Annotated in this window: 23 protein-coding genes; 13 read left to right on the plus strand and 10 right to left on the minus strand. The window is 66.1% G+C overall.

Annotated elements, in window-relative coordinates; translation table 11 throughout:
* The first annotated feature begins 10 nt into the window (after positions 1-10).
* A complete protein-coding gene (locus tag NZL82_RS14260) occupies positions 11-718 on the plus strand; it encodes a response regulator transcription factor (RefSeq protein ID WP_261270422.1) in 708 nt (235 codons plus the stop codon).
* On the plus strand, positions 715-2298 hold the full coding sequence (locus NZL82_RS14265; RefSeq protein WP_261270423.1) for a HAMP domain-containing sensor histidine kinase: 1584 nt from the start codon (positions 715-717) through the stop codon (positions 2296-2298). The genes NZL82_RS14260 and NZL82_RS14265 overlap by 4 nt, the downstream gene beginning before the upstream one ends.
* Before the next feature lie 125 nt (positions 2299-2423).
* Here NZL82_RS14265 and NZL82_RS14270 read toward each other — a convergent pair whose 3' ends face one another.
* The 6 genes from NZL82_RS14270 to NZL82_RS14295 form a co-directional block, all read right to left on the minus strand.
* On the minus strand, positions 2424-4040 hold the full coding sequence (locus NZL82_RS14270) for a DUF5597 domain-containing protein (protein ID WP_261270424.1): 1617 nt from the start codon (positions 4038-4040) through the stop codon (positions 2424-2426).
* 96 nt (positions 4041-4136) lie between these two features.
* A complete protein-coding gene (locus NZL82_RS14275; RefSeq protein WP_261270425.1) occupies positions 4137-5126 on the minus strand; it encodes a methyltransferase in 990 nt (329 codons plus the stop codon).
* A 76-nt stretch (positions 5127-5202) separates the two neighbouring features.
* Entirely contained in the window at positions 5203-5397 is a 195-nt protein-coding gene (locus NZL82_RS14280; RefSeq protein WP_261270426.1) for a hypothetical protein, read from the minus strand.
* Positions 5398-5482: 85 nt separating this feature from the next.
* Positions 5483-5695 (minus strand): cold-shock protein, encoded by a 213-nt coding sequence (locus tag NZL82_RS14285; RefSeq protein WP_261270427.1) that lies wholly within the window; start codon positions 5693-5695, stop codon positions 5483-5485.
* A gap of 135 nt (positions 5696-5830) precedes the next feature.
* A complete protein-coding gene (locus tag NZL82_RS14290; protein ID WP_261270428.1) occupies positions 5831-6148 on the minus strand; it encodes a hypothetical protein in 318 nt (105 codons plus the stop codon).
* Between the two features lie 387 nt (positions 6149-6535).
* Positions 6536-6715 carry a hypothetical protein gene (locus tag NZL82_RS14295; RefSeq protein ID WP_261270538.1) on the minus strand — a complete coding sequence of 60 codons (180 nt, stop codon included), beginning with the start codon at positions 6713-6715 and terminating at the stop codon, positions 6536-6538.
* Between NZL82_RS14295 and paoA the strand changes: the two genes are divergently transcribed.
* Genes paoA through paoC form a run of 3 tightly spaced genes read left to right on the plus strand, consistent with a single transcriptional unit; the run spans position 6672 to position 10449 of the window.
* Complete coding sequence (paoA, locus tag NZL82_RS14300) at positions 6672-7286, plus strand: aldehyde dehydrogenase iron-sulfur subunit PaoA (protein WP_261270429.1); 615 nt, start codon at positions 6672-6674, stop codon at positions 7284-7286. The genes NZL82_RS14295 and paoA overlap by 44 nt on opposite strands.
* Positions 7283-8233 carry a xanthine dehydrogenase family protein subunit M gene (locus NZL82_RS14305; RefSeq protein WP_261270430.1) on the plus strand — a complete coding sequence of 317 codons (951 nt, stop codon included), beginning with the start codon at positions 7283-7285 and terminating at the stop codon, positions 8231-8233. Before paoA ends, NZL82_RS14305 begins: the two co-directional genes overlap by 4 nt.
* Positions 8230-10449, plus strand: coding sequence for an aldehyde oxidoreductase molybdenum-binding subunit PaoC (gene paoC / locus NZL82_RS14310; RefSeq protein ID WP_261270431.1), 2220 nt, complete (start codon positions 8230-8232; stop codon positions 10447-10449). The genes NZL82_RS14305 and paoC overlap by 4 nt, the downstream gene beginning before the upstream one ends.
* 9 nt (positions 10450-10458) lie before the next feature.
* Here paoC and NZL82_RS14315 read toward each other — a convergent pair whose 3' ends face one another.
* Genes NZL82_RS14315 through NZL82_RS14325 form a run of 3 tightly spaced genes read right to left on the minus strand, consistent with a single transcriptional unit; the run spans position 10459 to position 12718 of the window.
* Entirely contained in the window at positions 10459-12000 is a 1542-nt protein-coding gene (locus NZL82_RS14315) for a tryptophan halogenase family protein (RefSeq protein WP_261270532.1), read from the minus strand.
* 5 nt (positions 12001-12005) lie between these two features.
* Complete coding sequence (locus NZL82_RS14320; RefSeq protein WP_261270432.1) at positions 12006-12482, minus strand: VapC toxin family PIN domain ribonuclease; 477 nt, start codon at positions 12480-12482, stop codon at positions 12006-12008.
* The gene (locus tag NZL82_RS14325) at positions 12482-12718 is read right to left on the minus strand and encodes a type II toxin-antitoxin system Phd/YefM family antitoxin (protein WP_261270433.1); all 237 of its coding nucleotides are present in this window, start codon (positions 12716-12718) and stop codon (positions 12482-12484) included. Before NZL82_RS14325 ends, NZL82_RS14320 begins: the two co-directional genes overlap by 1 nt.
* A 197-nt stretch (positions 12719-12915) precedes the next feature.
* Between NZL82_RS14325 and NZL82_RS14330 the strand changes: the two genes are divergently transcribed.
* Together NZL82_RS14330 and NZL82_RS14335 are read left to right on the plus strand one after the other, a co-directional pair.
* Positions 12916-14277, plus strand: a complete 1362-nt coding sequence (locus NZL82_RS14330) for a cation:proton antiporter (RefSeq protein WP_261270434.1) — start codon at positions 12916-12918, stop codon at positions 14275-14277.
* A gap of 277 nt (positions 14278-14554) precedes the next feature.
* The gene (locus tag NZL82_RS14335; protein ID WP_261270435.1) at positions 14555-17044 is read left to right on the plus strand and encodes a glycoside hydrolase family 9 protein; all 2490 of its coding nucleotides are present in this window, start codon (positions 14555-14557) and stop codon (positions 17042-17044) included.
* A gap of 42 nt (positions 17045-17086) precedes the next feature.
* On the opposite strand, the gene NZL82_RS14340 is transcribed toward NZL82_RS14335, so the two are convergent.
* On the minus strand, positions 17087-19225 hold the full coding sequence (locus NZL82_RS14340) for a TonB-dependent siderophore receptor (protein WP_261270436.1): 2139 nt from the start codon (positions 19223-19225) through the stop codon (positions 17087-17089).
* A 191-nt stretch (positions 19226-19416) separates the two neighbouring features.
* On the opposite strand from NZL82_RS14340, the gene NZL82_RS14345 reads away from it, so the two are divergent.
* From NZL82_RS14345 to NZL82_RS14370, 6 genes are all read left to right on the plus strand, one after another.
* Entirely contained in the window at positions 19417-21186 is a 1770-nt protein-coding gene (locus tag NZL82_RS14345; RefSeq protein ID WP_261270437.1) for a M14 family metallopeptidase, read from the plus strand.
* 62 nt (positions 21187-21248) lie between these two features.
* Positions 21249-21701, plus strand: a complete 453-nt coding sequence (locus tag NZL82_RS14350; RefSeq protein WP_261270438.1) for a MarR family winged helix-turn-helix transcriptional regulator — start codon at positions 21249-21251, stop codon at positions 21699-21701.
* A complete protein-coding gene (locus NZL82_RS14355) occupies positions 21698-23101 on the plus strand; it encodes an efflux transporter outer membrane subunit (RefSeq protein WP_261270439.1) in 1404 nt (467 codons plus the stop codon). Before NZL82_RS14350 ends, NZL82_RS14355 begins: the two co-directional genes overlap by 4 nt.
* The gene (locus NZL82_RS14360) at positions 23098-24267 is read left to right on the plus strand and encodes an efflux RND transporter periplasmic adaptor subunit (RefSeq protein WP_261270440.1); all 1170 of its coding nucleotides are present in this window, start codon (positions 23098-23100) and stop codon (positions 24265-24267) included. The genes NZL82_RS14355 and NZL82_RS14360 overlap by 4 nt, the downstream gene beginning before the upstream one ends.
* A complete protein-coding gene (locus tag NZL82_RS14365) occupies positions 24267-25826 on the plus strand; it encodes a DHA2 family efflux MFS transporter permease subunit (RefSeq protein ID WP_261270441.1) in 1560 nt (519 codons plus the stop codon). The genes NZL82_RS14360 and NZL82_RS14365 overlap by 1 nt, the downstream gene beginning before the upstream one ends.
* A 149-nt stretch (positions 25827-25975) precedes the next feature.
* The gene (locus tag NZL82_RS14370; RefSeq protein ID WP_261270442.1) at positions 25976-26770 is read left to right on the plus strand and encodes a ThuA domain-containing protein; all 795 of its coding nucleotides are present in this window, start codon (positions 25976-25978) and stop codon (positions 26768-26770) included.
* Positions 26771-26782 lie beyond the last annotated feature (12 nt).

Consider the following 26782-nt stretch of genomic DNA (forward strand, 5'->3'; position numbering starts at 1 on the left):
CCTGTGCCCCATGCCGCGTACGATCCTGGTCGCCGACGACGACCCCAATATCCGCCAATTGCTCGTCTTCGCGCTCGGCAAGGCGGGGTTGGACGCGATCGAGGCGGCGGATGGCGAAGCCGCGCTGGCCGAAGTGGCCGCGCGTCGACCCGATCTGGTCGTGCTGGACATCAACATGCCGCGCATGGACGGGCTGGAGGTGTGCCGGCGGCTGCGCGCGGAAGGGGAAACGCCGATCCTGTTCCTCTCGTCGCGCGATGACGAGATCGACCGCGTGCTGGGGATCGAACTCGGCGCGGACGATTATGTGGTCAAGCCCTTCTCCCCGCGCGAGGTGGTCGCGCGGGTCATGGCGATCCTGCGCCGCACCCATGCCCATCCGCCCAGCGTCGATCATGCCGGGTCGGTGATCCGGCATGGCCGCCTGACCCTGGACATCGAAGCGTGGCAGGCGCGCTGGGCGGGGGCGGACGTGCCCCTGACCGTCACCGAATTCTCGATCCTTCGGACGCTGGCGGTGATGCCGGGCAAGGTCTTCGGGCGCGACGCGATCATCGATCGGCTGCATGGACCGGGCTTTGCCGTGACCGACCGGACCGTTGACAGCCATATCCGCAACCTGCGCGCCAAGTTCGCCGAGCGGGGCGGAAGCGACCTGATCGAAACGCGGGCGGGCATCGGCTATCGGCTGGGGGCCTGTACCGGCGCAAGCGCATGATCGGCGGGCTGAAAGCCTGGGGGAAGCGGCATTGGCCCAGGCTGGCGCTGCGGACCTATTTGTTCGCCAGCTTTTTCCTCGTCGCCGCGCTGCCCGGCGTCGGGGCGGTGGCACTCCGCGTCTATGAGAATACCCTGGTCCGCCAGACCGAGGCGGAACTGGTCGCGCAAGGGGCCGCGCTCGCCGCCAGTGCCGGGGCGCTCTGGCCCATAGGCATGCCGGGGCGCAGCGTCCGTCCGGCCTATCCGGTACGCTCGGCATCTACCACCTCGGTCGATCTCAGCGCGACGCCCATCCTGCCCGAGCGGCCTGCCCCGCACCCCGCCGGCACCCCCTCCCCGGACGCCCGCTCGGCGGTCGCCCTGCTCGCGCCGGTGCTGGCGGAGACGCGCGCCGCCACGCTCGCCTCGATTGTCCTGCTCGACCGCGAGGGACGGATCGTCACCGGCACGCCTCGGGTCGGCAGCTATCGCGACCTGCCCGAGGTCGCCGCCGCGCTGAAGGGAATTCCGCGCACCGTCCTGCGCCGCGACGGGCGCTACAAGGCGATATACCGCTTCGACTGGCTATCCCGCGCAGCGGCGACCCGCGTCCATTATGCCCGGCCGATCCGGGTCGGTGGCCGGGTCGTCGGGGTGCTGCTCCTGTCGCGGTCGGCCCGGTCGCTGTTCGTCGGGCTGTATCAGGATTGGGGCAAGATCGTCATCGGGGTGCTGGCGATCCTCGGCACGCTGATCCTGTTGTCGGGCGTGCTGTCCCGCGCGATCGCCCGTCCAATCGAGGAGTTGCAGGACGCCAGTCGCGACGTGGCGGCCGGGCGCGGCACGGTGCCCGCCATTCCCGCCACGGCCGCGATCGAAATTCAGGACCTCTATCGCGACTTCGCCGCCATGGCGCAGGCGATCGAGGCGCGGTCCCATTATCTTCGCAACTTCGCCTATGCGGTCAGCCACGAGTTCAAGACCCCGCTGAGCGGCATTCGCGGCGCGATCGAGTTGCTCCAGGATCATGGCGGAGAGATGTCGGCGGCGGAGCGCGCACGTTTCCTGGCCAATGCGGATGGCGATGCGCAGCGGTTGACTCTGCTCGTCTCGCGCCTGCTCGATCTGGCGCGGGCGGATATGGGCGGTGCGGATGCGAACGCAGCGAGCGACGTGGTGGCGATCGTGCGAACCCTGGACGATGCCTATCGGCGCGCGAGCCTGTCGATCGCGGTCACGAGCCCCGCCCCCACCGTCCCCGTAGCCATTGCCGAACGGACGGTGGAGGCGGTGCTGACCACGCTGATCGAGAACAGCATCCAGGCGGGGGCGACTGCCGTGACCATCCAGATCGAGCGGGACGAGGTGGTTCGCATCTCCGTGACCGATGACGGTGTGGGCATTCCGCCGGGCGACCGCGATCGCATCTTCGAGCCGTTCTTCACCTCCCGCCGGGCAAGCGGCGGCACCGGCCTGGGCCTGCCCATCGCGCGGGCGTTGCTGGTCGGGGCGGGGGGAACGCTGGACCTGATCGAGACCATGCCGGGCACGACCATGGCGCTGACCCTACCCGCCGCGCCCGCCTTGCCCGAGGCTTAGGCCGGATCGACATTCCTGCCGGGCAGCCTCGATGCCGTCACCGGGGTGGAGCGTAAGGGAAATGGAAGGCCGATCTTCCCAAGCATCCCCTACAACGGGAGGAACTGCGCGAATATCGATCGGCTTTACCGATAGCGGCCCATCGTCACCTTCAAAACGACCGGGCGATCGACGATGTTGATGCCGTAATCGGTCTGGTCGCCATTCCACACCCGGTCCATGACCCAGCGGCCATCGGCAAAATGCCCCTCCTCGACCCGGACCATCATCGCCCTCGGGTCGGGCTGCGCGGGGTCCAGGCGGATGCGGACATGGTCGCCGGTCAACAGGAATTCGTCGCGTGACAGGTGGATCACCGCGACGCCGCCGACCGGTTCAGCCTTCCAGGGCGCGGGCTCGGACTTGAGCCAGGTCCAGCTCTTTTCCCCGAATTGCCACTGGCCGAATTCGGCGCGGACGCGCCAGTCGCCCATCACCGTCTCCCGGTCGCTGCCGTCGTCCGGTCTGGCCGCCCCCCAGGTCGGGTGTTCGAACGCCGCCTGCGCCCAGTCGCGCATCACCCCGGCCAACGCGCCATAGGGCCCCGCAAAGGCGTCGAGCGTCGCCGCGTCGAGCGCACGCGCGCCCAACGGATAGTTGAAGAAGCCCGTGTCATCCATGCCGAACGGCGCAAAGCCGATCGCCCCGCGCCCCAGCGCTTCGTAGAAATAGCGCGCGAACTCGCGGGCGTTGCCGATTTCGGGCACCAGCAACGGATTGTCCGCCCGTGCATAGGCGTCGAGATACAGGGCGACATTCCCGCTCGCCCGGTCGTAAATGTCGGGTGCCTCGGCATCGAGCGAGGGCGCGGCGGCCTTCCATATGTCGAGCACGTCCTGCTGCGGTCCGCCGCTCGCCACGCCGTCGGGATCGGGCACGTTGGAGGGCCCGGCCAGCGCGGCGTTGACATACATGGGCAGCGGCTTGACCGCCTTGCCCGCCGCCGCAATCTCTTCGATGTAGCGTGCGGTGTACCAGCTGTTGAAGGCGCGGTCCGCCTGCGCCGCGAACACCGCCTGCCAATTGCCCGGACGCTTGCCGAGCTTGCGGACCAGCGCTGCCGGTACCGGCCTGTCGAACAGCGCCTGCGCCCCCGCCGAGAAATCGCGCGGATTGCGATAGCTGCCCACTTCATTCTCCGGCTGGATCATGATGACCGTATTCTGGGGATCATGATCCTTCAGATAGGTCATCAGCCGGACGAAGGCGCGCTTGTCCGCCTCGAGCGTGGTGCGCGCCATCGGGGTCAGAGCGTAATGATCCTTGCCGTCGCGGGTCTTCATGCGGGGGAAGCGGCGATTGTCGAGCTTGACCCAGTCGGGCGTATAGCCGGGCGAGGTATTCTTCCACGTTCCGAACCATAGCAGAACGATCCGCTTGTCATGCGCGCGCGCCTGATCGAGCAAGGTCTGGACGAAGGTAAAGTCGAACCGCCCCTCCTCGGGCTCGATCTGTTGCCAGGCGACGGGAATTTCGATCGTATTGGCATGGATACGGTCGAGCACCGGCCAGACCTGCGGCAAGGCGGCGGCATAGTTGCTGGAATTGTTGACCTGCGCCCCCAGCATCAGAAAGGGCCGACCATCGACCATCAGGGCATGTCGCCCATTTCTGGTCACGATATGCGGCACGGTATCGCTCTGCGCTGCGGCCGGCATCGCCAGCCCGAGCGCCAGCGCGGCCCAGGACATTGCAAGGCGCATGGACATTCCCCTCCCGGTTGGCGGTTCGCCGCCCCATGCCCCTTTTGTGCACGGTGGCGCGCCCCGCATCAACCGGGTGACGTCAACGCGCCATGATCACGCCGCGCCGGATCGCGACACCACCAGTCCGACCGCGGCGATCCGCTCGACCTCCTCATAGCCGGGCTGGTCCAGATCCTCGCTGAAAATGTCGGGATCGAGCTCGGCATAATGCAGGGTCAGCGCGTCCCCGGACCAGCGCGATCGCAATCCGTCCAGCAGGACATCGCGGCCGTCGACGATCGACACGCCAGTATGCAGGATCAACTGTCCCCCCGGTGCCAGCAGCTTCACCCCTTGCATCACCCAGTTCAGCGAGAGTTGCGCGCCGTAAAGTTCACCGCCGTCGCGATAGGCGCGGCGATCGGCATCGATCATGAAGGGCGGATGGGTGACGATCAGGTCGAACAGACCTGTCAATTCCTGGGGCTCGCGCACCTGCACCGCATCATGGGCGATACCCGCATGTTCGGCATTGATGCTCGACAGGAACAGCGCTTTGGGATTGATGTCGGCGAGCGTGAGATGCGCATCCGCTATCGCCGACGCTGCCGATATGCCCCCGACACCCGCCCCCGCACCATAGTCCAGCACGCGCCGCGCGCCCGGATTCCGGTTCTGGGCGATCCATCGTGCGAAGCGGTGGCTGTCGGGGCCCAGGAACACCGCATCCTGCGCGGTCGTGGGATAGGCGGAATGGAAATAAAGCTGCTCGCCGACATTCGACACGCGCAGCGTCGGCGCGAGGCGGCCGTCGGGCAATGCGCGAACCGCTCCGGCGGCTTCCAGCGCCTCGACCATCTCGGCGTCGAGCAGAGCCCGGTCGAATGGTAGACTCCATCCCAGCACATCGCGCAATGCGGTGGCGACGCGCCGAGTGGGCCGCTTGAGCACCCGCGCATGGGTTGCCGGGGTGGCGGTGGTGAAGGCGTAATCACGCCGCGCCAGCAAGCGAAGCAGTGCGAGCAAAGCCGGACGGCGGGCCTGGTCATACCAGGGCTCAGCCTCCGCCAGACCCGGCCCACCCATGATATTGATTTGACTCAACATACTGATCCTATGCCATTTTCTTCAAAATGACATAGGGAATGACAGCGTCCCCGGTTCCGGGATTTGACGTGGTTTAGTGGGTTTCCGCCGGGACGGGTGACACGGCCCGGGCATCGCGCGCCGCCTCGGTCCGCAGCGATCGTTGCGCCATCACAGACCATGCCGCCTCCGCGCGCAAGCATCGATCGCGGACATTGGCCAGGTCGGAGGCTTCGGCCTGATGGCGGCAATCGGCGGCACGCTGCAGATACATTTCGGAGTCACGCATGACGGGGCCTTTCCGACGGAGAAAAACGGGTTGGCAGGGCGATCGCTGAGGCGGGATCGACCTGTCGACCCCGCCCGAACCGCGATCAGTCGACGGGTTGGAGATTGACCGCCGCCATCTTGCCGCGACGATCCTGCTCGAGTTCATAGCCGATGCGCTGGTTCTGCTGCAGCGTGATCATCCCTGCCCGCTCCACGGCGGAGACATGGACGAAGGCGTCGGTGCCGCCATTGTCCGGCGTGATGAAACCATAGCCCTTGTCGGCGTTGAAGAATTTGACGGTTCCGTTCTGGCTCATGATATTTCCTTCGTTTGACGGGTCTGCCGAGAAGCGGCGGGCCCGAGGGGGCCTCGACAGCAGGGAAAGAAGGAAAAAGGGCCGCAAAGCGCCGAAAACCGTCGATATGCGACTAAAGCGGCTCTAACATGGGGATCAGGCAGCCATTTCGCAACCACCCGTCCCGTGAAGCGGGGGCGCGATCCTTCGATATTCGGCGACCAGGCCCATAATGTCCTTCATGGTGAAGTTGCCCGGGTCCTCGGCCTTGGCCTCTCGCCAGTCACCGATCTCGGCCATTCGTACCGGCCGCATCGCGACGATGCCGATCCAATGGGCGAGCAGAACGTCCAGTTCGCGAAAGCCGTTGGCAGTAACGCGCGCGCGCACCGTTCGCCCCTTCTCCGTCAGGTCGGCAAAGCCGGTGGCCCAGAGCGGCGCGATGCGTTCCTCGACCACGCGAATCCCGTTCATCAATGCGCTATATGCCCGGGCCCGATCCGCGTCGCCGGGGATGGCGAACCGGCTCAACGGCGGCCCGCCCGACGCCAGTATCGACGGCGCAGCCAACGGGTGATCAGGCGCGCGATCATGCGGGTAGGCTTTGCGGGGAGGCACGGTCTCCGCGATCCCCGGGTTGGAACAGGCTGGTCATCACAAGGCTCCGACGCGACAAGCGGGAGCACGAGGTCTCTCAGCCGCCAGCGCTTGCGAGTGTCAAACCGGCGATGGCCATGGCTACCATGTCGCACGCCGCCCGTCGCGTGGTTTCTGCAAGGGGTTAAGGCCTAACTTCCGGGGACCTGCCGACAATCCTTATCCCATGATATTTTTTCGCGACACCAAATCGCCTAGCATGCGTTATCCTGCCGAAATCTTTCTGAATTCCACCGACGCGCGCCCCTTGCCGGCACTGTGTCGTGCGTCGGCATGATAAGATTTTTGCGGATCTGGGTTGAGAGGAACCGGGACATTGGCGGATAACGAAGAGGTTTCGATGTCGCGGCGCGGCGTGATCGTGGGCAGTGCTGCCACGGCCATGGCGGCCTCCGCGCCCCTGGACGCTCAGCAGAGTAGGACCACCATGCCGCCCGATCCCGCCGCCATGAAGGTCATGATGAAGGTGAACGGCAAGCCGCGCAGCCTGTCCGTCGATCCGCGGACGACCTTGCTCGACACGTTGCGCGAACATCTGCACCTGACCGGTACGAAAAAGGGGTGCGACCATGGCCAGTGCGGGGCCTGCACGGTGATCGTCAACGGACAGAGGATCAATAGCTGCCTCAGCCTGGCGCTCCAGCATGAGGGCGACAGCATCACCACGATCGAGGGGTTGGGAACGCCCGAAAAGCTCCACCCGATGCAGGCCGCCTTTGTCCGCCATGACGGCTATCAGTGCGGCTATTGTACGCCGGGGCAGATCTGTTCGGCGGTCGGGGTGCTCGACGAGATCAAGCGCGGCGTGCCCAGCCATGTCCAGGCCGACCTGACCGCGCGTCCGCAGGCGACGGGGATCGAGATGCGCGAACGGATGAGCGGCAATATCTGCCGCTGCGGCGCCTATTCCAACATCGCCGACGCCATGGCGGACGTCGCGGGAGGCAAGGCATGAAGGCTTTCACCTATGAACGCGCCAAGGACCCGGTGGCGGCTGCCCGCGCAGCCACCCGTCCCGGCGCCAAGTTCCTCGCCGGCGGGACCAATTTGCTGGACCTGATGAAGATCGAGGTGGAAACGCCGACCCATCTGATCGACGTGCAGGACCTGGGTCTCGACCGGATCGAGAAGACCAGCGAGGGACGGCTACGCATCGGTGCCTTCGTCACGAACACCGCGCTCGCCGCCGACGAGCGTGTGCGGCGCGACTATGGGGTCCTGTCGCGTGCGATCGTCGCGGGAGCAAGCGGTCAGTTGCGCAATAAGGCGACGACCGCGGGTAATCTGCTCCAGCGGACTCGCTGTCCCTATTTCTACGACACCAACATGGCCTGCAACAAGCGCAAGCCGGGCACCGGATGCAGCGCAATCGGCGGCTATTCGCGTCAGCTGGCGGTGGTGGGGTCGAGCAACGACTGTATCGCGACCAACCCCAGCGACATGAACGTCGCGATGCGCGTGCTGGACGCGGTGGTCGAGACGGTGACCCCGCAAGGACAGATGCGCGCGATCCCGATCGCCGACTTTCACCGCCTACCGGGCAACACCCCGCATGTCGAAACGGCATTGCAGCCGGGCGAGTTGATCACCGCCGTCACCCTGCCCCGCCCGATCGGCGGCACCCATGTCTATGAGAAGGTCCGCGACCGGGCATCCTATGCCTTTGCGCTCGTATCGGTGGCCGCCGTCGTCCAGAAGGACGGCTCGGGCCGCGTCGCCGTCGGTGGCGTCGCGCACAAGCCGTGGCGGGTTGAGGCGGCGGAAGCGGCGATGCCGCAAGGGGCCAAGGCGGTGACGGCTACGCTGCTCGCCGATGCCCGCCCCACCCGGGACAATGCCTATAAGGTGCCGCTCGTCGAACGGACGTTGGCGGCCGTCATCAGCCAGGCGAGGACCGCATGAAGTTCACCGAGCCTGCGGGCACCAATCCTATCGACCGCATGACCGTGGTCGGCCGTGCGACGGACCGCATCGACGGCCCGCGCAAGACCAGCGGGACCGCCCCCTATGCCTATGAGCATCATGCCGAGGCACCCAATGCCGCCTATGGCTGGATCATCGGGTCGGCGATCGCCAAGGGCCGCATCCGCTCGATGAACTTGGACGATGCGCGCGGTGCGCCCGGCGTGCTGGGGATCGTCACCGCTGCCGATGCGGGCAAGCTGGGCAAGGGCAATTTCAACACGGTCAAGCTGCTGGGCGGGCCGGACATCGACCATTACCACCAGGCGGTCGCCATCGTCGTCGCCGAGACCTTCGAGCAAGCGCGCGCCGCCGCCGGGCTGGTTCAGATCGATTATGAGCGTGCCAAGGGCCAATATGATCTGGCCGAAGCGCTGAAGACGGCACCGCTGACCGGCGGTGACAGCGACGAGGGGAGCAAGTCCCCCGCCGCCGATCGGACGGGCAAGTTCGAAAGCGCCTTCGCGTCGGCACCGGTGACGCTCGACGCGACCTATACCACCCCCGATCACAGCCATGCGATGATGGAGCCCTTCGCCTCGATCGCGGCATGGGACGGGGATCGCGTGACGGTATGGACTTCGAACCAGATGATCGCCTGGGGGCGTGGCGACCTGGCCAAGACGCTGGGGCTGCCCAAGGAAAAGGTGCGGCTAATCTCTCCTTATGTCGGCGGCGGATTTGGTGGAAAGCTGTTCCTGCGCGCCGATGCGGTGATGGCGGCGCTGGGCGCCAAGGCGGTCGGACGGCCGGTCAAGGTGGCGATGCAGCGGCCGCTGATGGCGAACAATTCCACCCATCGCCCCGCGACGACGCAGCGTATTCGCATCGGTGCCGCCAAGGACGGCACGATCCAGGCAATCGCGCATGAAAGCGGTTCGGGCGACCAGCCGGGCGGCGGTCCCGAGACGGCGGTGAACCAGACGAAGCTGCTCTATGCCGGGCCGAACCGCCTGACGTCGATGCGCCTTGCGGTCCTGAACCTGCCCGAGGGCAATGCGATGCGCGCGCCGGGCGAAGCACCGGGCATGATGGCGCTGGAAATCGCCATGGACGAGATGGCCGAGAAACTGGCCATGGACCCGGTTGCCTTCCGCGTGAAGAACGACACCCAGGTCGATCCCGAAAAGCCCGAGCGTCGCTTCTCGCAGCGCCAGCTTGTCCGCTGTCTGGAGGAAGGTGCACAGCGCTTCGGCTGGTCGCGGCGCAATCCCCAGCCAGCCCAGGTCCGTGACGGGCGGTGGCTGGTCGGCATGGGCGTCGCCTCGGCCTTCCGCAACCATATGAACATGAAGTCGGCGGCACGGGTCACATTGGGCAAGGATGGCCAGGTCGTGGTCGAAACCGATATGACCGACATCGGCACCGGCAGCTACACGATCATCGCGCAGACCGCCGCCGAGATGATGGGCGTGCCGATGGCCGCGGTCGACGTTCGGCTGGGCGACAGCGCCTATCCGGTCTCGGCGGGCTCGGGCGGCCAGTTCGGTGCGGCCAATGCCACGGCGGGCGTCTATGCCGCGTGCGTCAAGCTGCGCGAGGCGGTCGCGCAGCGACTGGGCTTCAACTCGGCCGACCTGACCTTTGCGGACGACCGGGTGACGGGCGGCAACCGCTCGGTGTCGTTGCGCGAGGCCGCCGCAGCGGGCGCCCTGTCGGCGGAGGACGGCATCGAGTTCGGCGATCTCGACAAGAGCTATCAGCTATCGACCTTCGGCGCGCATTTCGTCGAGGTCGGGGTGGACGCCTATACCGGCGTGACCCGCCTGCGCCGGATGCTCGCAGTGTGTGCGGCGGGTCGTATCCTCAACCCCAAGGCGGCGCGCAGTCAGGTGATCGGCGCGATGACCATGGGGGTCGGCTCGGCACTGATGGAGGAGCTGGCCGTCGACACGCGCTTCGGCTTCTTCGTCAATCATGACCTTGCCGGATATGAGGTGCCGGTTCACGCCGACATTCCGCATCAAGAGGTGATCTTCCTGGAAGAAGCCGACGACAAGGCCAATCCGATGAAGGCCAAGGGCGTGGGCGAACTCGGGCTGTGCGGTGTCGGTGCGGCAGTCGCCAACGCGGTCTATAACGCGACCGGCGTACGCATCCGCGATTATCCGCTGACCCTGGAGAAGCATCTGGATCGCCTGCCCGCCATCGCGTGAGGGTGGCGCTTAGGCCCGCATGGCGGCGACCAGATCATGGTGACTGGGCAGGTCGGCGACCGCCCGGTCACCAAAGACGCGCAGCTTGCGGAACAGCCGCTCCGCCGCATCGTCTCGCGTCGACGGCTCGCCCCCTGCCTCGTCGGCGAAACCCATGCCGTAGAGGATATATTGGTAGTTGAAATAGGCGAAGCTCTCGACATCGAGCGTGAAGTCGAAGCGCCCCGGCGGCCGATAGCGCCATTGCGCCAGCAGATCGCGCAGCCGGTCGGAGATCGAGCCCGGATGAACATTGTCCCGCCAAAAGGGCTCGTCCCGGCGGCTGAGACAGTAATGGAGCTTCAGGAAATCGGTGATGGTCCGATAGCGCGCCGTCATCAGCGCGTTGAACCGCGCGGCGGGCGCATCGATCGGACCGCGATGGGGAAATAACTCGGCCAGCATCGCCACCGCCGCCTCGATCAATACGATGCCGGTCGATTCCAATGGCTCCAGAAACCCGCCCGCCAGCCCGATCGCCACGCAATTGCCGATCCAGGGACGCCGCCGATAGCCGGGATCGAAGGTCAGGAGGCGTGGCTCGACCATGGCCGGATCGCGCCCCAGATAGGCCGCCAGCGTCCGTAATGCGGTATCGTCGTCCATATGCGCGTCGGAATAGACCGTGCCGATCCCCCGCCCCTGCGCCAGGCCGATGTTCCAGCTCCAGCCGGCCGGATGCGCGGTGGCGACCGTCATGGTCGGCAGGCCGCCCCCTGCCGCCGCCTCGTCATAGGGCAGGCGACAGGCGAGCGCGCGATTGGTGAAAAGCTGATCCCGGACCGACACCAGTTCCTCACCGAGCACGCCGCCAATCAGTTCGGCCCGCTGTCCCGTGCAATCGACGTAAAGGTCCGCGACCAGCGAGCCATGATGGTCGGTCAGGATATGGTCGATCGCCCCCGCCCCGTCACGCGCCGCGCCGATCAACCGTCCGTTCAGATGGCGGACGCCCATAGCCACCGCATGGTCCGCCAACAGCGCGACGAGACGATGCGCATCGAAATGATAGGCATAGCTTAACGGGCCGTCATACGCCCCCTCCCCCGCCTGTTTGGGGCCGCGCCCGGCTGCGGCGACGCGGTGCTGGATCGTCACCGCCTCGGCAAAGGGCACGCGGCCGGACGGCTCCTGGGACAGCCAATGCGCCACCAGATCGACGCCGTCCGCCTGAAAGGGCGGCTCGAACGGATGCCAGTAACGGTGCCGCCGCTCCGGTGTCGGGGCATGGCGCCAGTCGTCGAAGCGGATCCCCTGTTTGAAGGTCGCGCCCGCCGCGCGGATGAAATGCCCCTCGTCGATTCCCAGGAAGCGCAGCGTGTTGCGCATCGTCGGAAAGGCCCCCTCCCCGACGCCGATCGCCCCGATGTCCGGCGCTTCGAGCAGCGTGATCTTAATGTCGGGCCGCCCGCCCAGATAGCGCGTCAGATAGGCGGCGGTCAGCCACCCCGCCGTGCCGCCACCCACGATCAGGATCGAACGATGGCCCCCTTCCCCGCTATGCCCGTCCATCCCGGTCACATCCTTACGAACAGGTTGCGGAACCAGGGCGATCCGCCCCGCGTCGCCTGCCGCCAATCCTCTCCGCTATCATCGGGCACGAATCCCCATGGAGAGAATAGCTTGGGCCGCCCCACCTTATAGGCAGACACGTTGCGCGTGACGAGGGTCAGGCCGTGGACCAGCGCCGTCGCCACCAGCAGCGCATCGCGCGTCACCGGATAGCCCAGCCCCGCCGAACGCCGGACCACCGCGACATCGACCGGCAGGATGCGCCCGTCGAACGCTGGCAAGACGCGATCGGCAATCCAATCGCCGCCCGTCGTACCCTTCCGCGACGGCGGCGCTACATCCTGCAGGTCGAGCAGCGTGATCGCCGACAGGAACAATTCCTGGCGAGGAACCCCCGCCGCCCACTCGATCAGACCGGGATCCGCCCCGCCGCCCCGTGCGGCGCGCAGTTCGGCCACGACCATCGCATCCAGCAGATACATCAGCGCGGTCGGTCCCAGTCGCGTCCCGTCACCACCTGTTCGACGGGGAGCGCATCGGGATCGGCGAGCAGATCGACGATCGTCTCCGTCTGCCCCGCCAATTGGCGAAAGGCACCGATGCCCAGCAGGACATGGGTCGGCTTTCCGCGATCGGTGATGAAGACCGGTTCGATTCGCGCGAGCCGCTTGGCGCGGCTGACATCCTGATTGAACTCGCGACTGGTCAGCGTCTTCATCCGCGCCTCCGACCGTCCGGAACGGCCCATCGATATGTAGGTACGTACCTACATTGTAGCATCCAAAACACATTTTGCCACGTGCCGTTCGAAATCCCACATCGCGCCGCAAAATCCCGTTGCAACTTGATGTGACTTGCCTCGCTATCCGCCGGTCACGCCCACCGATAACGGCGAGACGGGGGGATCAGCATCGCATGAACGACGCCATCGACAGTTTCTGGCACACCGCTGGCGGCATTTTATCGCCCCATGGACCCGCGATCGCGGGAGCGGCGGCGACCTATGCGCCCGGCGACTACAGCATTCATTTCTTCCTGCAATTGGCGGTCATTCTGCTCGCCTGTCGGATCGTCGGCTGGTTCGGCCAGCGCTTCCTCGCGCAACCGCCGGTGGTGGGGGAGATGATTGCGGGCGTGATCCTGGGGCCGTCGCTGCTTGGCCTGGCCTTCCCCAATCTGCAGGGCGCGATCTTTCCCAAGGAAACGCGCAATGTCCTTTATGCGGGCGCGCAACTGGGGGTGGCGCTCTACATGTTCCTGGTTGGCCTGACCCTGCGGCTCGACCATTTCGAGTCCAAGGCACGCAGCGCGATGGCGGTATCGGCATCGGGGGTCATCGCGCCGTTCCTGATCGCGGTGGCGATCACGCCGCTGCTGTTGACCGTACCGGGCCTGTTCGCGCCGGGGATCAGCCAGGCCAATGCGACGCTGTTCATGGGCGCCTGTATCGCACTGACCGCCTTTCCGATGCTGGCGCGGATCATCAACGAGCGGGGGCTAGCCAACAGTCCGCTCGGCACCCTGTCGCTGGCGGCGGGGGCGTTCGACGATGCGGCCTCATGGTGCGTGCTGGCCATCGTGCTGGCGACGTTCGGCGGGGGTAGCGGGGTGGCAATCCTGGCGATCGGCGGTGCGTTTCTCTATGTGGGCTTTCTCGTCCTGTTCGGCCGCCGCCTTCTGGCGCCGCTGGGCCGTGCGGTCGAGGCTCGGGGCGAGATGAGCATGAACGTGCTGGCGGTCACGCTGATGGCCTTTTGCACTTCCGCCTTCATCATGGACGCGATCGGCGTGCATGGCATTTTCGGCGGTTTCATCCTGGGCGTCTTCATGCCGCGGGGCCTGTTCGTCACCGAGTTGAAGAAGAAGGTCGAACCGCTGGCGGTCGTCCTGCTGCTGCCGATGTTCTTCACCTATTCGGGGCTGAACACGCGGATGGACATGGTCAATTCGGGCGAGTTGCTGTTGATCGCGCTGGGCATTCTGGCCGCCTCGATCGCGGCCAAGTTCGGCGCCTGCTATCTGGCGGCGCGCGCCTGCGGCGAGGACAACCGCACCGCCATGGGCATCGGCGCGCTGATGAATTCGCGCGGCCTGATGGAGCTGATCATCATCAATATCGGGCTGCAAAAGGGTATCATCGGCCCGACCCTGTTCTCGATGCTGGTGCTGATGGCGATCGTCACGACGATGATGGCGAGCCCCCTGTTCGAATATGTCTATGGCCGCAAGGCGCGGCTGATGGACGAGATGGAGGCGCTCAAGACCGCCTCCACCTGACACGCGGGTCTGAGCCGATCGCATCAGGGCCCCTATGTGAGCGTTACATCCAACTGCCCTGTCCGGCAGACAAGAGCGGCACGGCCGTCGCCCCCTGGCAGAGTAACCCAAAGCAATCCCGACATTTTTTCATTGTCTAATACGGGATACTAGCCCAGATTGCGCGAACAGCGGAGGCGGACACCGTCCCGTTCGTGTGGCAGGAGACGCCCCGCGCCGGAATGGTGTGACGTCGGCTCCTCCATCCAAAAATGATAGCGCTACTATAGGAGGGGTTATGCTGAAACGGATAGGGATCGCCTTGTTGACCTCGGCGAGTCTGGTGGCCGGGGCCTGTGCCGCCCATGCCCAATCGCTGACGGTCACGCCGGCCGAAACGCTGGAGACCCAGGGGCTGACCGTGATGGTCGACCAGAATCAGTTCAGCCCGATCTTCTTCGACGAGAAGAATGCCGGCATCCAGATCGTCCTGCATGGCGAACGGATCGCGACCGATGGCGCGGTGCGGCTGAACCCCACGCCCGAGCAATGGGACCCCGTTCCCGCCTTTGTCAGCCGGACACGCGGGTCCGAACCCAATCAGGTGATCGTCCGCTCCACCTATAAGGAGCAGGGGCTGAGCTACCGCGTCAAGGTAACGGCAGAGGGCGATGGCTTTCGGATCGCGGTCGACCTGGATCAGCCGCTGCCCGCGGCCCTGGCAGGCAAGGCAGGGTTCAATCTGGACTTCCTGCCGACCAGCTATTTCGGCAAGACCTATCTGATGGACGCGGCCCCCGGCCTGTTCCCGCGCCATGCCACCGGACCGATGGCGAAGAACGGCACGGGCGATCCGATGCCGCTGGCGTCCGGCGGCAAGTCGATTACCCTGTCACCCGAAGACCCGTTGACGCGCTTCACCATCACCTCGGACGTGGGGCCGCTGGAGCTGTATGACGCGCGCAATCGGGCGCAAAATGGCTGGTTCGTCGTCCGCTCGCTGATCGCGGCCGGGGCGAAGGAGAATGCGGTCGTCTGGCATGTCCGTCCCAATGTGGTGAAGGACTGGGTCCGCGCGCCGGTCGTGTCGTTCAACCAGGCGGGCTACACGCCGGGTCGGCCGAAGATCGCACTGATCGAAACCGATCCGCACGGGACGGCCCCCGCCGAGGCGGAGCTTGTCCGCCTCGCCGCCGATGGCACGCGCCAGTCGGTGCTGCGCGCAGCCGTCAGCCCACGTGGTCGCTGGATGCGGTATAACTATGCCGCGTTCGACTTTTCGAGCGTGCGTGATCCGGGCATCTATGCCATTTCCTATGGCGGGCGGACCACCAACCCCTTCCGCATCGCCGCCGATGCCTATGACCGCATCTGGCAGACCTCGCTCGACACCTTCATCGCCGAACAGATGGATCATGTCGGCATTCGCGAGCAATATCGCGTCTGGTCCGCGCCCTCCCATCTCGACGACGCGCGGCAGGCCCCGCCCAATCATGTCCATTTCGACGGGTACAAGATGGGGCCGAACCTCGATTCCCCCTTCAAGCCCGGTGAGCACATTTCCGGCCTGAACGTCGGCGGCTTTCAGGATGCGGGCGATTACGACATCCAGACGCCGCAAAACGCCGCCGTGGTGCGCGATCTGGTCTGGGGTCGCGAACTCTATGGCCTCGACTGGGACGAGACGAGCGTGGACGAGGCGGCGCGCGCGGTTGAAATCCGCAAGCCCGACGGCAAGCAGGATGCCATCCAGCAGATTCGCCACGGCGTCCTGCAACTGCTCGCCCAGTATAAGGTCTTCGGCCATGCGATCGTCGGCATCATCGATCCGGTCCAGCGGCAATATGCCCATCTGGGCGATGCGGGATCGCAGACCGACAATCTGACCTATGACGCGGCGCTGGGTGGCAGCGAGCGCAAGGGCGGCGCGTCGGGCGCGCAGGACGATCGCTGGGCCTTCACCACCGATCTGCCCGCCAACAATCTGGCGGTCGCGGGGGCGCTGGCTGCGGCCTCACGCTCGCTGGCCGATAGCGATCCGGCCATGGCGGCGGAGGCGTGGGATGCGGCCAAGATACTGTGGAGCCGCCAGCAGAAGGGCAAGATCAAGGCGGGCGATGGCCGCGACGATTCGGGCTCACCCTGGTCGGCGGATGGGGCCAATGTCGGTGCGACGGTCGAGATGCTGATCACCAGCAAGGGCGACCGCGTCTATGCCGATCGCCTGCGCACGCTGATGCCCGTCATATCCAAAAGCTTTGCCTGGGTCGGTGCGTCGGCGGTCCGGGCCATCCCGTTCATGGACGCACGCTACCGCGCCGCGCTGGTGCCGCTGGTCCGCCAGGCCAAGGCGAAGATGGACGCGGAGGTGGGCAAGAACCCCTTCGGCGTTCCCATTGCGGAGGGAAGCTGGGCCGGATCGCATCAGGTGGTCGAGTTCGGATCGACCATGTACCTGATGCACAAGGCGTTTCCAGAGATCATCGGCACCGGCTACACGCTCAACGCGATCGATTACGTGCTGGGCCGACACCCGGCCAACAACCTGTCGCTGGTCTCCACGGTGGGCACCGCGTCCAAGCTGATCGGCTATGGCCATAACCGGGCCGATTATGGCTTCATTCCGGGCGGGCTAGTGCCCGGCGTACTGATCGTCAAGCCGGACTTCCCCGAGTTGAAGACCGACTGGCCGTTCCTGTGGTTCGAGAACGAATATACGGTCGCGACCACCTCCGCTTACATCCTTGCCGCCAATGCCGCGATCGAGGCGACGAAGGAAAATCGCTGATCCCGGATGGGGCGAGACGGCATCGTCTCGCCCCGCTTACCGTCAGTAATCGAAGCGCAGCGTCGCCAGGATGCTGCGGGGCGCGGCATAGAAGGCCTGCCCATATTTCAGCGTACCCAGATATTTGGCGTTGGTGACGTTGCGCAGGTTCACGCTGGCGCGGACATGATCGATCAGGCGGATGCTGCCCAGCAGATCGAGCGTGGCATAGGCGTCCTGCACCACCGGGATCGCCTGCCCGGCGGCCGTCACGGCGCCGCTGTCGTTGCTGATCCGGCTCTGATAGCGGAACTGGCCGCCCAGTCTCAGGTCGTTCAATTGCTCGATGCTATAGGTCGCCGCCAGCTTGAACGTGTCGCGCGGGATGAAGGGACGCGACCGGGTGCCGTCGCCATCCTCGACCTGAAGATGGGTAAAGCCCCCCGACAGCAGCCAGCGGTCGGTCATGCGCCCCGCCAGCTCGATCTCGAACCCCTTCGAGACGGTGTCCTGCCCGGTATAATAGTTCACGCCGACCGGGCCATTGGCGCCGTTGAAGGAACCCGCATAGAGCGCCAGCCCCTTCTGCTCGGCACGAAAGACCGCCGCCGAGCCATAGAGGCGGCCATCCAGCCATTCGCCCTTCAACCCCGCCTCGATGCTGGAGCCGCGCGCGGGCGCGAGGCGGGTGTTGGTGATGTCCACCTCGCTCTGCGGATTGAAGATGCCGGTATAGCTGGCATAGGCGGTGACATGACTGGTCAGGTCGTACAGCGCGCCCAGATAGGGGGTGACGCGGCTGTTCCGGCGGGTCTGGTCGACGTCGTAGGATTCGCCCGAGCTCCGCAGCCAGATCGCCGTCGCGCCCACCACGCCCTTCAGCCGGTCGGTCAGGTTCAGGTGCATCGCACCATAAGCGCGGGTCAGGCGATCCTGCGTATCCGCTTGCTGCACCATCGGCGCATAGCCGACCTGCGGGGCGCGGAAGTTGGCAAGATTGCGAATATCGCCATAGTCGATGGCCCCCAACGCCTGGCCCTCATATTGCTCGCCATTCGACCGGCCGGTCGAGACGCCAAAGGCCAGTTGATGGTCGCGCCCGAACAGCGACACGCTGCCCGAGGCATAGCCATCGAACAGGAGCTGGTCGTAATTCGAGTCGTAGCGCCCCGTCAGTCCGGCAACGCCCAGACCCGTCGCCCGGTTCGGCAGGTTATAGGCGTAGAGCAGCCGCGCGCTCTCCTCGAACCGCCGATAGGTGACGACACCGCGCACCGCCCAGTCGCCGAACGGCCGCCACGCCAGTTCGCCGAACGCGGTCTGGTCTAGGACATTCCAATAGGTCCAGTCCGCCGAGGTCGAGGCCGAACGCGCATAGTCGATCCGTGTGCCGTCGCTATAGGTCAGCGGCAACGCCCCCCACAGCACGCCGCGCGAGCGATTGTCCTGCCGCGAATAGCCCAGGGTCGCGGTCAGCGCAGGCGTGACGTCCCAGGCAAGCAGCCCCGCCACCACGTCGCGGTTGACATGATTATAGTCGAGATAGCTGTCCCGCTCCTCATGCGCGCCGATCGCCCGCATCCGCAGGGACCCGTCCCCGGTCAGCGGGCCGGACACGTCGCCTTCCAGCCGCCACATATCGAACGAGCCCAGATAGGCCGAGCCATTGGCCTGGAAGCTCTTGGTCGGGCGCTTGCGCAGGAAGTTGATCGTTGCGGACGGATTGCCGACGCCGGTCATGATCGCGTTCGCGCCGCGCACCGCCTCCACTCGGTCGAACAGGATGGTGTCGAGATCGCCGGTCTGGATGTTGTAGAACATCGGCAGGCCGATGCCGTCGAACTGGAAATTGGTGATATCGAACCCGCGCGAATTGAATTCGGTACGGTCGGTCTCGGTCCGCTCGACATTGATGCCGACCGTCTGGGTCAGCAGGTCCTGGACGTTGGTCAATGCGAAGTCGTCGATCCGTTGCCGGTCGATCACCGTCACCGACTGCGGCGTCTCGCGCAGCGACAGCGCCAGGCCGGTCGGGGACGCGCTTTCTTGATCCCCCGCCTGCGCGACACGTGCGCCATTGACGATGATGTCGTCCGATCGCTGGGGATCGGCGGGGGCCGCCGTCTCGGCGGCAAAGGCCGGACCGCCCCAAACCAGTGACGCGACACCGACCGACATGGCCGCCATCAGGCTGCGCTTCATACTTCCTCCGCTGACACAATATGCCCCATCGGGCCTGTTGGACACGCCCCCTAGTGCGAACAATAATGATAATCAATCGCATAATAATTGAATGGCTTAGCGCAATGTAATATCATATCGGCACACTGAATTCTGAAAGGAGGTTCGTCATTATCCTGCGTCGCCGCCCGATCGCCCTGACCTGCACCGCCATGGCCTGCTACGTCCTGGCCTGTTTCGCATCACCCTCGTCCGCCTTGGGCCAACAGCCGGTCTCTCCCCTTCTGCCTCCGGCGCCCGCATGGTCCGGGGCCAGCGAAAAGCTGATCGTCGGGCGTGACGACCGATGGATCACGCCCGCCGAGGCATCCGGTTTCACCACGAGCCCAGCCTTTGCCGAGGTCCGGCAATATCTCGACCGGCTCGCCGCGGCCTCGCCGTTGATAAGCGTCCATGGGTTCGGGCATACGACCGAGGGTCGCGAGCTTCTCTATGTCCGCGCCAGCAAAGGCGGCGCGCCCAAGCCCGTCGTCATGGTGCAGGCCGGCATCCATTCGGGCGAGATCGACGGCAAGGATGCCGGGTTGATGCTGCTCCGCGACATCGCGTTTCGCGGCAAGGCGGATATTCTCGACAAGGTCGATCTGGTCTTCGTCCCCGTCCTGAACGTCGACGGACATGAGCGGATGACCGCCTTCAACCGTCCGCACCAGCGCGGTCCGGCCGAAAAGGGCGAGCGGGCCAATGCCCGCAATATCAACCTGAACCGTGACTATGCCAAGCTGGATGCACCCGAAACGCGAGCCGTCGTCGCGCTACTGCGCCAATTCGATCCCATTCTGTACGTCGACCTGCACGACAGCGACGGGTTCGACCAGCAATATGACATCAGCTTCACCTATGCGGGCTGGGGTCGCTATGCCCGTCACCGCGCGACCGCCGACTGGCTGGAGCAGCGCTTCACCGATCGGGCCATGACCGCGCTGACGCAAGCGGGGCATATCCCGGTCATCTATCCCAGCCCCATCGACGTCCGCGATCCGTCCAAGGGCATCCGCTACAGCCCGGAAGGGCCGCGTTACTCGACCGGCTATGGCGATTTTATCGGCATCCCGACCGTGCTGGTCGAAAACCATATGCTCAAGCCGTTTCGCCAGCGGGTTCTGGGCACCTATGTACTCCTTGAGGCCGCATTGCGGCTGGCGGGGCAGGATGCGGACCGGATCGCCGCCGCCAAGGCCGCCGACCGTGCCTCGCGCCCCGCAACATTGCTGACCCGGTGGACACAAGCCGCCCAGCCGATCGGATGGATCGACTTCAAGGGCATCGGCCATGACCTCTATCTCTCCCCCGCCTCGGGACGACAGGAGCAACGCTGGGACGGGCAGCCACGCACCCTTAGCATACCGATCATCGGCCAAAGCCCGGCCGAAACCGTCACCCTGCCCAAGGCCTGGTGGATTCCGCCCGAACAGGTCGAGACGATCGAGCGGCTGAAATGGCACGGCATCGCCTTCGACACGATCGACGCGCCGCGCACGCTGCCGCTGGATCAGATCACTGTGACCGAGGCAAGACCGCTGCCACCGTCTGACGGCCGCTATCCGATCGACGCGCGCGTGCGGCACGAAACGGCAGAGCGGACCCTTCCGATCGGCAGTGTCCGCGTTTCGGCCGATCAACCGCTCGGCCTGCTTGCCGCCGCACTGCTTGAGCCGGAAAGCCAGGACTCGCTGATGGCCTGGGGCTTTTATCCAGAGATGCTGACCGCGCCCGTCCGCACCGAGGCCTTTGTCTTCGCGCCCATGGCCGACCGGATGCTCGAGCAGGACGCCCAATTGAAGGCCGCATTCCAGGCCAAGCTGGACGCAGATCCGGGTTTTGCCGCCGATGGCGAAGCGCGATTGAACTGGCTGTTCGACCATTCGCCCTATCGCGACCGTTTCGTCCGCTCCTATCCGATCCTGCGCGAGCCGCGATGACAAATATGTCATGAGCGACCGAGCAAATTGACTGCCATGGCAATCATTGCCATGGCAGCAAAATGACATGCTCCGAGTCCCAACCCTTTGATCCTGAACGTTCGGTCGGTTACCTGACCAAGCGGGTCTTCCAGCTCGGCCGGATCGGCATGGAGCCGATCTTCGCCGACGAAGAGGTGACTCACGTTCAATGGAGCGCCCTGATGGCGGTCCAATATGGCGTGGGCGGCACCGCCGCCGAGCTGTCGCGCCATCTGTGCCACGACACCGGCGCGACCACCCGCATCATCGACACGCTGGAAGAGCGGGGCCTGATCCAACGCTGCCGCTGCACCGAGGATCGCCGGGTCGTGCGCCTGAGCCTGACCGAGCAGGGGCGCGAGATCGCGATGCGGTGCAAGGACAAGGCCACGGCGATGTGGAGCGGCTGGCTGTCCGACTGGGCGGAGGAGGATGTCGATCGCCTGATCGACTATCTGCAGCGCCTCCGCGATCGCCTGGAGAATGAAGCATGAAGCGGACTATTCCCCTCATCGCCCTGCTTCTTGCGGGTTGTTCCGTTCCCCAGGCGCATCCCGCTGTCACCCAGACCGCGCCCGAGACGCTGGGGCTGGGCGATGCGCAGGCCCCGCTCGTCGCGACCGACTGGTGGCGCGGGCTGGGTGATCCGCAGCTCGACCGGATCGTCGACGATGCGCTGACCGGCAACCCGTCCCTTACCGTGGCGCTGGCGCGGTTGCGGCAGGCGGAGTCGGTGCTGGCCAGCCGCCGTGCCGATGACGGTCCCGCCGTCTCGCTCGACGCGCAGGAGCAATATAGCCGGATTTCCGGTCGCTACACGATCCCGCCGCCCTATGCGGGCACGACCCAGTGGCTGGGACAGGCGCAGGCCAATCTGAACTGGACGATCGACCTGTTCGGGCGACAGGCCGCCGCGATCGAGGCGGCGCGCGCCTCCACCCGTGCGGCGGCGCTTGATGTGACGGCCGCCCGACTGGCGCTCGCCGGATCGGTCGCGCAGACCTATGTCGAACTGGCGCGGGCCGAGCGGCAGGCAGGCATCGCCCGCCAGACCATCGCAACGCGCACCCGTTCGCTCTCGCTGGTCCAGTCGCGCATCCGCCATCAGCTTGCCAGTCAGCTCGACGCCTCCAGCGCGCAGACGCTGCTGGCCCAGGCGCAGGTGGCGCTGGCACGGGCAGAGGCACAGGCCGCCCTGTCGCGCAACGCCCTGGCCGCACTGGCCGGACGCGGACTGGATTATCCCGCGACGATCACACCGACCCGGATCGCCTTCGACGCCGCACTGCCCATCCCCGCGACGGTGCCCGCCGACCTTCTGGCGCGACGCCCCGACATCGCGGCGTCGCTCGCCCGAATCGATGCGGCGACCGCCGGGCAGGAGGTGGCGCGCAAGGCGTTTCTGCCCAACGTCAATCTGATGGCGCTGGCCGGGTTCCAGGCGGTCGGGCTCGGCAATCTGTTCACGGCCGATGCGGGCACGGCCGGCGCGGGCCCCGCCATCCATCTGCCGATCTTCGACAGCGGGCGGCTGCGCGCCGGGCTGGCGGGGGCGACTGCCGCGCTCGACCTTGCCACTGCCGACTATAACAACCGCGTCGTCGGCGCGGTCCGCGAGGCCGCCGACGCGGTGACGCGAAGCAGGACGCTCGCAACCGAGCGCGCCCGCCAGACCGAGGTGGTGCGCGGCCTGTCCGAGACCCGTCGCCTCAACGCCATCCGGGTGTCGAGCGGACTGCAATCGCAGCTTGGCCTGATCGACCCCGACATTCGCCAGCTTGAGGCCGATCAGGCCGACGCCAATCTCGCCGCCGATGCGGTCCAGGCGCGCATTGCGCTGGCCGTCGCCCTGGGCGGTGGTTTCTCCTCTTCTTCGCAAGGTATCACGCAATGAGCGACACCGAAGCCGCCGCCCCCTCCCCGGCAACCGCCCCGTCGGGCAAGCCCAGGGCACGCAAGACCGGGCTGACCATCCTTCTCGTCGTCGTCGTGGTCGCGGCGGTCATATGGGCGGTGTTCCACTTCCTGCTCGCCAAGCCGGAGGAAGAGACCGACGACGCCTATGTCGCGGGCGACGTGGTGTCGATCACCGCGCGCGATCCGGGCACGGTGCTCGCCATCCATGCCGACAATACGCAGACGGTGAAGGCGGGTGCGCCGCTGCTCGACCTCGATCCGGCGACGGCCGATGTCGGGCTGGCCTCCGCCGCCGCCGAACTGGCGCGCGCGGTTCGCGCGACCCGCGCCGACTTCACCAAGGTCAACCAGAGCGGCGCCGGGATCGTCCAGGCGCAGGCCGAACTGGCCCGCACGCGCGACGACTATGCCCGCCGTCGCGGCGCCGCCGCCGAGGGCGCGGTGTCGGGCGAGGAACTGTCCCACGCGGCCGACGCGGTGAAGGTCGCGACGGCGAATCTCAACCTCGCCCGCGCGCAGGCGGCCCAGGCACGGACCGCCGTGCAGGGCACCAATGTGGGGACCAACCCCGCCGTGATGGCCGCCATCGCCGCCTATCGCCGCGCCGCGATCACCCGCAACCATATGCATATCATCGCGCCGATCGACGGTGTCGTCGCCCAGCGCACCGTTCAGGTCGGGCAGCAGGTCGCAGCGGGGACGCCATTGATGGCGGTGGTTCCGCTCGACCGGCTATGGGTCGACGCCAATTTCCGCGAGACCCAGTTGAAGGACGTCCGCATCGGCCAGCCCGCGACGATCGTCGCCGACATGTATGGCGGCAAGATCGTCTATCACGGCAAGGTCATCGGCCTGGGCGCGGGCAGCGGCAATGCCTTCGCGCTGCTGCCGCCGCAGAATGCCAGCGGCAACTGGATCAAGATCGTGCAGCGCGTGCCGGTCCGCATCGGGCTGAACGCCAATGAGTTGCGCCAGAACCCGCTGCGCGTCGGCCTGTCCGCGACGGTCACGGTGGATACGGCCGACCAGAATGGCCCGCGGATCGGCACCGCCGCCGCCCAAGCCTATCAGACCCGCGCCACCGATGCGAACGACCCGGCGGTGGAAGCGCGGATCGCGCAGATCATCGCGGCCAATCGCTGATGGCCGGCGCCCCCGCACAGGGCGGCGCGGGGGAAGGTCCCGCGCCGCTGAAAGGTCCGGCGCTGGCGCTGGTCGCCTTCGCGCTGGCGCTGGGCACCTTCATGCAGGTGCTCGATTCGACCATCGCCAACGTCTCGCTGCCCACCATCGCGGGCAATTTGGGCGTCAGTTCGGACAATTCGACCTGGGTCGTCACCGCCTTCGCCGTCGCCAATGGCGTGGCGGTGCCGCTGACCGGCTGGCTGATGGGAAAATTCGGCGTGGTGCGCACCTTCTGCGTGTCGGTCCTGCTATTTACCATCGCATCCTTCCTGTGCGGCATCGCATGGGACCTGTCCTCGCTGATCGGCTTTCGCGTACTCCAGGGGGCGGTATCGGGGCCGATGATCCCGGGCAGCCAGGCGCTGCTCATCTCGATCTTCCCGCCACAGAAGCGGTCGACCGCGCTCGGCATCTGGTCGATGACCACATTGGTCGCGCCGATCATGGGGCCGATCCTGGGCGGATATATCTCCGACAATTATCATTGGAGTTGGATCTTCCTCATCAACGTGCCGGTCGGCCTGTTCTGCGCGGGCGTGTGCTGGCGCGGGCTGTCGAGCCGCGAAACCCCGACCCGCAACCTGCCGATCGACAAGGTCGGGCTGATCATGCTGGTCGTCTGGGTCGGCGCGCTTCAGATGATGCTCGACCTGGGCAAGAATGACGACTGGTTCCATTCGACCCGGATCGTCGTGATGACGGTGATCGCGATCGTCGGCTTCGTCGCCTGGCTGATCTGGGAGTTGACCGACGCCAATCCGGCGGTCGACCTCTCGCTGTTCAAGGGCCGGAATTTCAGCCTCGGGACGCTGGCCTTCTGCCTGGGCTATGCGGTGTTCTTCGCCAATACGCTGCTGCTGCCGCTCTGGCTCCAGACGCAACTCGGCTATACCGCGACCTGGGCGGGTCTCGTCGCCGCGCCCAGCGGGGCGGTGGCGGTGGTCCTGACCCCGTTTGTCGCGCGTCTTTCGGGCAAGGTCGATGCGCGGATCATGGCCACCATCGCCTTTGCCGCCTTCGGCCTGTCCTATTGGATGCGATCGGGGCTCAACACCCAGGCGAGCTTCAGCGACTTCGTGCTGCCCCTGATGGTACAGGGCATCGCGATGAGCACCTTCTTCCTCGCCATGCTGACGATCGCACTGGACGGGGTGCCGCAAGCGCGTATTCCCTCGGCCACCGGCATTTCCAACTTCGCACGCATCACCGCGGGCAGCTTCGCCGCGTCGCTGACCACCACCATGTGGGACCGACGCGAGGCGATGCATCAGGCGCATCTGTCGGAGGCGATCGGCCAGAACCCGGTGTGGCAGATGGCACGGACCGGGCTCAACCATCTGGGCCTGACCGATACGCAGGCCGCCGCCGCCGTCACGCGGCAGATGGTGGGGCAAGCCTATCTGCTGGCATCGACGGACATCTTCTATGTCTCGGCCTGGCTGTGCATCGTGCTGGCGGCGCTGACCTGGTTCACCCGGCGACCCAAGCCGCATGACGGACCGATCGCGGCGGATTGACCCTAATCCCTGCCTTGGCAGGGGAGCCGGCAGCGCAAAACACCGAATGAGGAGTGTCACCACCAACGATGACACTCCTCATTGCGCTTGGTCGCCCCCTCCCCGTCCATGCGAGGATTTGCTACGCTCCCCGAAAAGGGAGACGGATGATGCTGAAAACACTTACGATCATGGCACTGCTCACAGTGGCGCAGGCTCCGTCCGATCCGCATCTGCCGGGGCGTATTGTCGACAGCGTGGCCCCTGTCCTACCCGTCGGAATCGATCGCGGCGTGCTGATCGTCTCCAAGACCAATGGCTGGCGACATATCGAGCACATCCCCCATTCCAACATCGTTCTCGCAGATATCGCCAAGCGGCTCGGTCGCCCCAGCTTCACGACCGAAAACGCCGCCGTCTTCAATGACGACCATCTATCCCATTTCTCGGTCGTCGTACTGAACAGTGCGAGCGGCGATTTCCTGACGCCCGAGCAGCAGGCGGCCTTCGCCCGGTTCGTGGCAAGAGGCGGCGGCGTGGTCGCGCTCCACGCGGCGGGCGACGACAGCCATAAGGAGCCCTGGTATGCCGATACGATCATCGGCACGACCTTTATCGGGCACCCCAATGGCGAGGATCATATCCAGTCCGCCCGCGTCATTGCCGCCCAGCCGCGTCATCCCATCCTGGCCGGGGTCCGCATGCCCTGGGTCGCGCGCGACGAATGGTACAGCTTCGACGGCAATCCCGCCGCGCGTGGCATGATCGTCCTCGCACAGGTGGACGAGGCGAGCTATCGTCCGGGCGAGAAGCTGCGCATGGGCACCCATCCGGTCATGTGGATCAATTCGCGCACCACGGGCCGGGTCTTCTACTCGGCGCTGGGCCATGAGCCGCAGCTTTACGACGACCCCGCCTATCGCCGCATCCTGACCAATGCGATCCGCTGGGCCGCGCGGTCCTAGCCCGTCATTGCG

Source organism: Sphingomonas sp. LC-1 (genome assembly GCF_025371035.1).
In the GTDB taxonomy this organism is placed as follows: domain Bacteria; phylum Pseudomonadota; class Alphaproteobacteria; order Sphingomonadales; family Sphingomonadaceae; genus Sphingomonas; species Sphingomonas sanguinis_E.

What these genes read in the sequence shown, in the direction of transcription:
- NZL82_RS14290 (WP_261270428.1), bottom strand. Translation starts at nt 6,148, where the DNA reads ATGAACGGGATTCGCGTGGTCGAGGAACGCATCGCGCCGCTCTGGGCC.
- NZL82_RS14260 (WP_261270422.1), top strand. Translation starts at nt 11, where the DNA reads ATGCCGCGTACGATCCTGGTCGCCGACGACGACCCCAATATCCGCCAA.
- NZL82_RS14350 (WP_261270438.1), top strand. Translation starts at nt 21,249, where the DNA reads ATGACATGCTCCGAGTCCCAACCCTTTGATCCTGAACGTTCGGTCGGT.
- NZL82_RS14345 (WP_261270437.1), top strand. Translation starts at nt 19,417, where the DNA reads ATGGCCTGCTACGTCCTGGCCTGTTTCGCATCACCCTCGTCCGCCTTG.
- NZL82_RS14315 (WP_261270532.1), bottom strand. Translation starts at nt 12,000, where the DNA reads ATGGACGGGCATAGCGGGGAAGGGGGCCATCGTTCGATCCTGATCGTG.
- paoA (WP_261270429.1), top strand. Translation starts at nt 6,672, where the DNA reads ATGTCGCGGCGCGGCGTGATCGTGGGCAGTGCTGCCACGGCCATGGCG.
- NZL82_RS14335 (WP_261270435.1), top strand. Translation starts at nt 14,555, where the DNA reads ATGCTGAAACGGATAGGGATCGCCTTGTTGACCTCGGCGAGTCTGGTG.
- NZL82_RS14365 (WP_261270441.1), top strand. Translation starts at nt 24,267, where the DNA reads ATGGCCGGCGCCCCCGCACAGGGCGGCGCGGGGGAAGGTCCCGCGCCG.
- NZL82_RS14330 (WP_261270434.1), top strand. Translation starts at nt 12,916, where the DNA reads ATGAACGACGCCATCGACAGTTTCTGGCACACCGCTGGCGGCATTTTA.
- NZL82_RS14340 (WP_261270436.1), bottom strand. Translation starts at nt 19,225, where the DNA reads ATGAAGCGCAGCCTGATGGCGGCCATGTCGGTCGGTGTCGCGTCACTG.
- NZL82_RS14360 (WP_261270440.1), top strand. Translation starts at nt 23,098, where the DNA reads ATGAGCGACACCGAAGCCGCCGCCCCCTCCCCGGCAACCGCCCCGTCG.
- NZL82_RS14265 (WP_261270423.1), top strand. Translation starts at nt 715, where the DNA reads ATGATCGGCGGGCTGAAAGCCTGGGGGAAGCGGCATTGGCCCAGGCTG.
- NZL82_RS14280 (WP_261270426.1), bottom strand. Translation starts at nt 5,397, where the DNA reads ATGCGTGACTCCGAAATGTATCTGCAGCGTGCCGCCGATTGCCGCCAT.
- NZL82_RS14270 (WP_261270424.1), bottom strand. Translation starts at nt 4,040, where the DNA reads ATGCGCCTTGCAATGTCCTGGGCCGCGCTGGCGCTCGGGCTGGCGATG.
- NZL82_RS14305 (WP_261270430.1), top strand. Translation starts at nt 7,283, where the DNA reads ATGAAGGCTTTCACCTATGAACGCGCCAAGGACCCGGTGGCGGCTGCC.
- NZL82_RS14320 (WP_261270432.1), bottom strand. Translation starts at nt 12,482, where the DNA reads ATGTATCTGCTGGATGCGATGGTCGTGGCCGAACTGCGCGCCGCACGG.
- NZL82_RS14355 (WP_261270439.1), top strand. Translation starts at nt 21,698, where the DNA reads ATGAAGCGGACTATTCCCCTCATCGCCCTGCTTCTTGCGGGTTGTTCC.
- NZL82_RS14295 (WP_261270538.1), bottom strand. Translation starts at nt 6,715, where the DNA reads ATGGCCGTGGCAGCACTGCCCACGATCACGCCGCGCCGCGACATCGAA.
- NZL82_RS14325 (WP_261270433.1), bottom strand. Translation starts at nt 12,718, where the DNA reads ATGAAGACGCTGACCAGTCGCGAGTTCAATCAGGATGTCAGCCGCGCC.
- NZL82_RS14285 (WP_261270427.1), bottom strand. Translation starts at nt 5,695, where the DNA reads ATGAGCCAGAACGGAACCGTCAAATTCTTCAACGCCGACAAGGGCTAT.
- NZL82_RS14370 (WP_261270442.1), top strand. Translation starts at nt 25,976, where the DNA reads ATGCTGAAAACACTTACGATCATGGCACTGCTCACAGTGGCGCAGGCT.
- paoC (WP_261270431.1), top strand. Translation starts at nt 8,230, where the DNA reads ATGAAGTTCACCGAGCCTGCGGGCACCAATCCTATCGACCGCATGACC.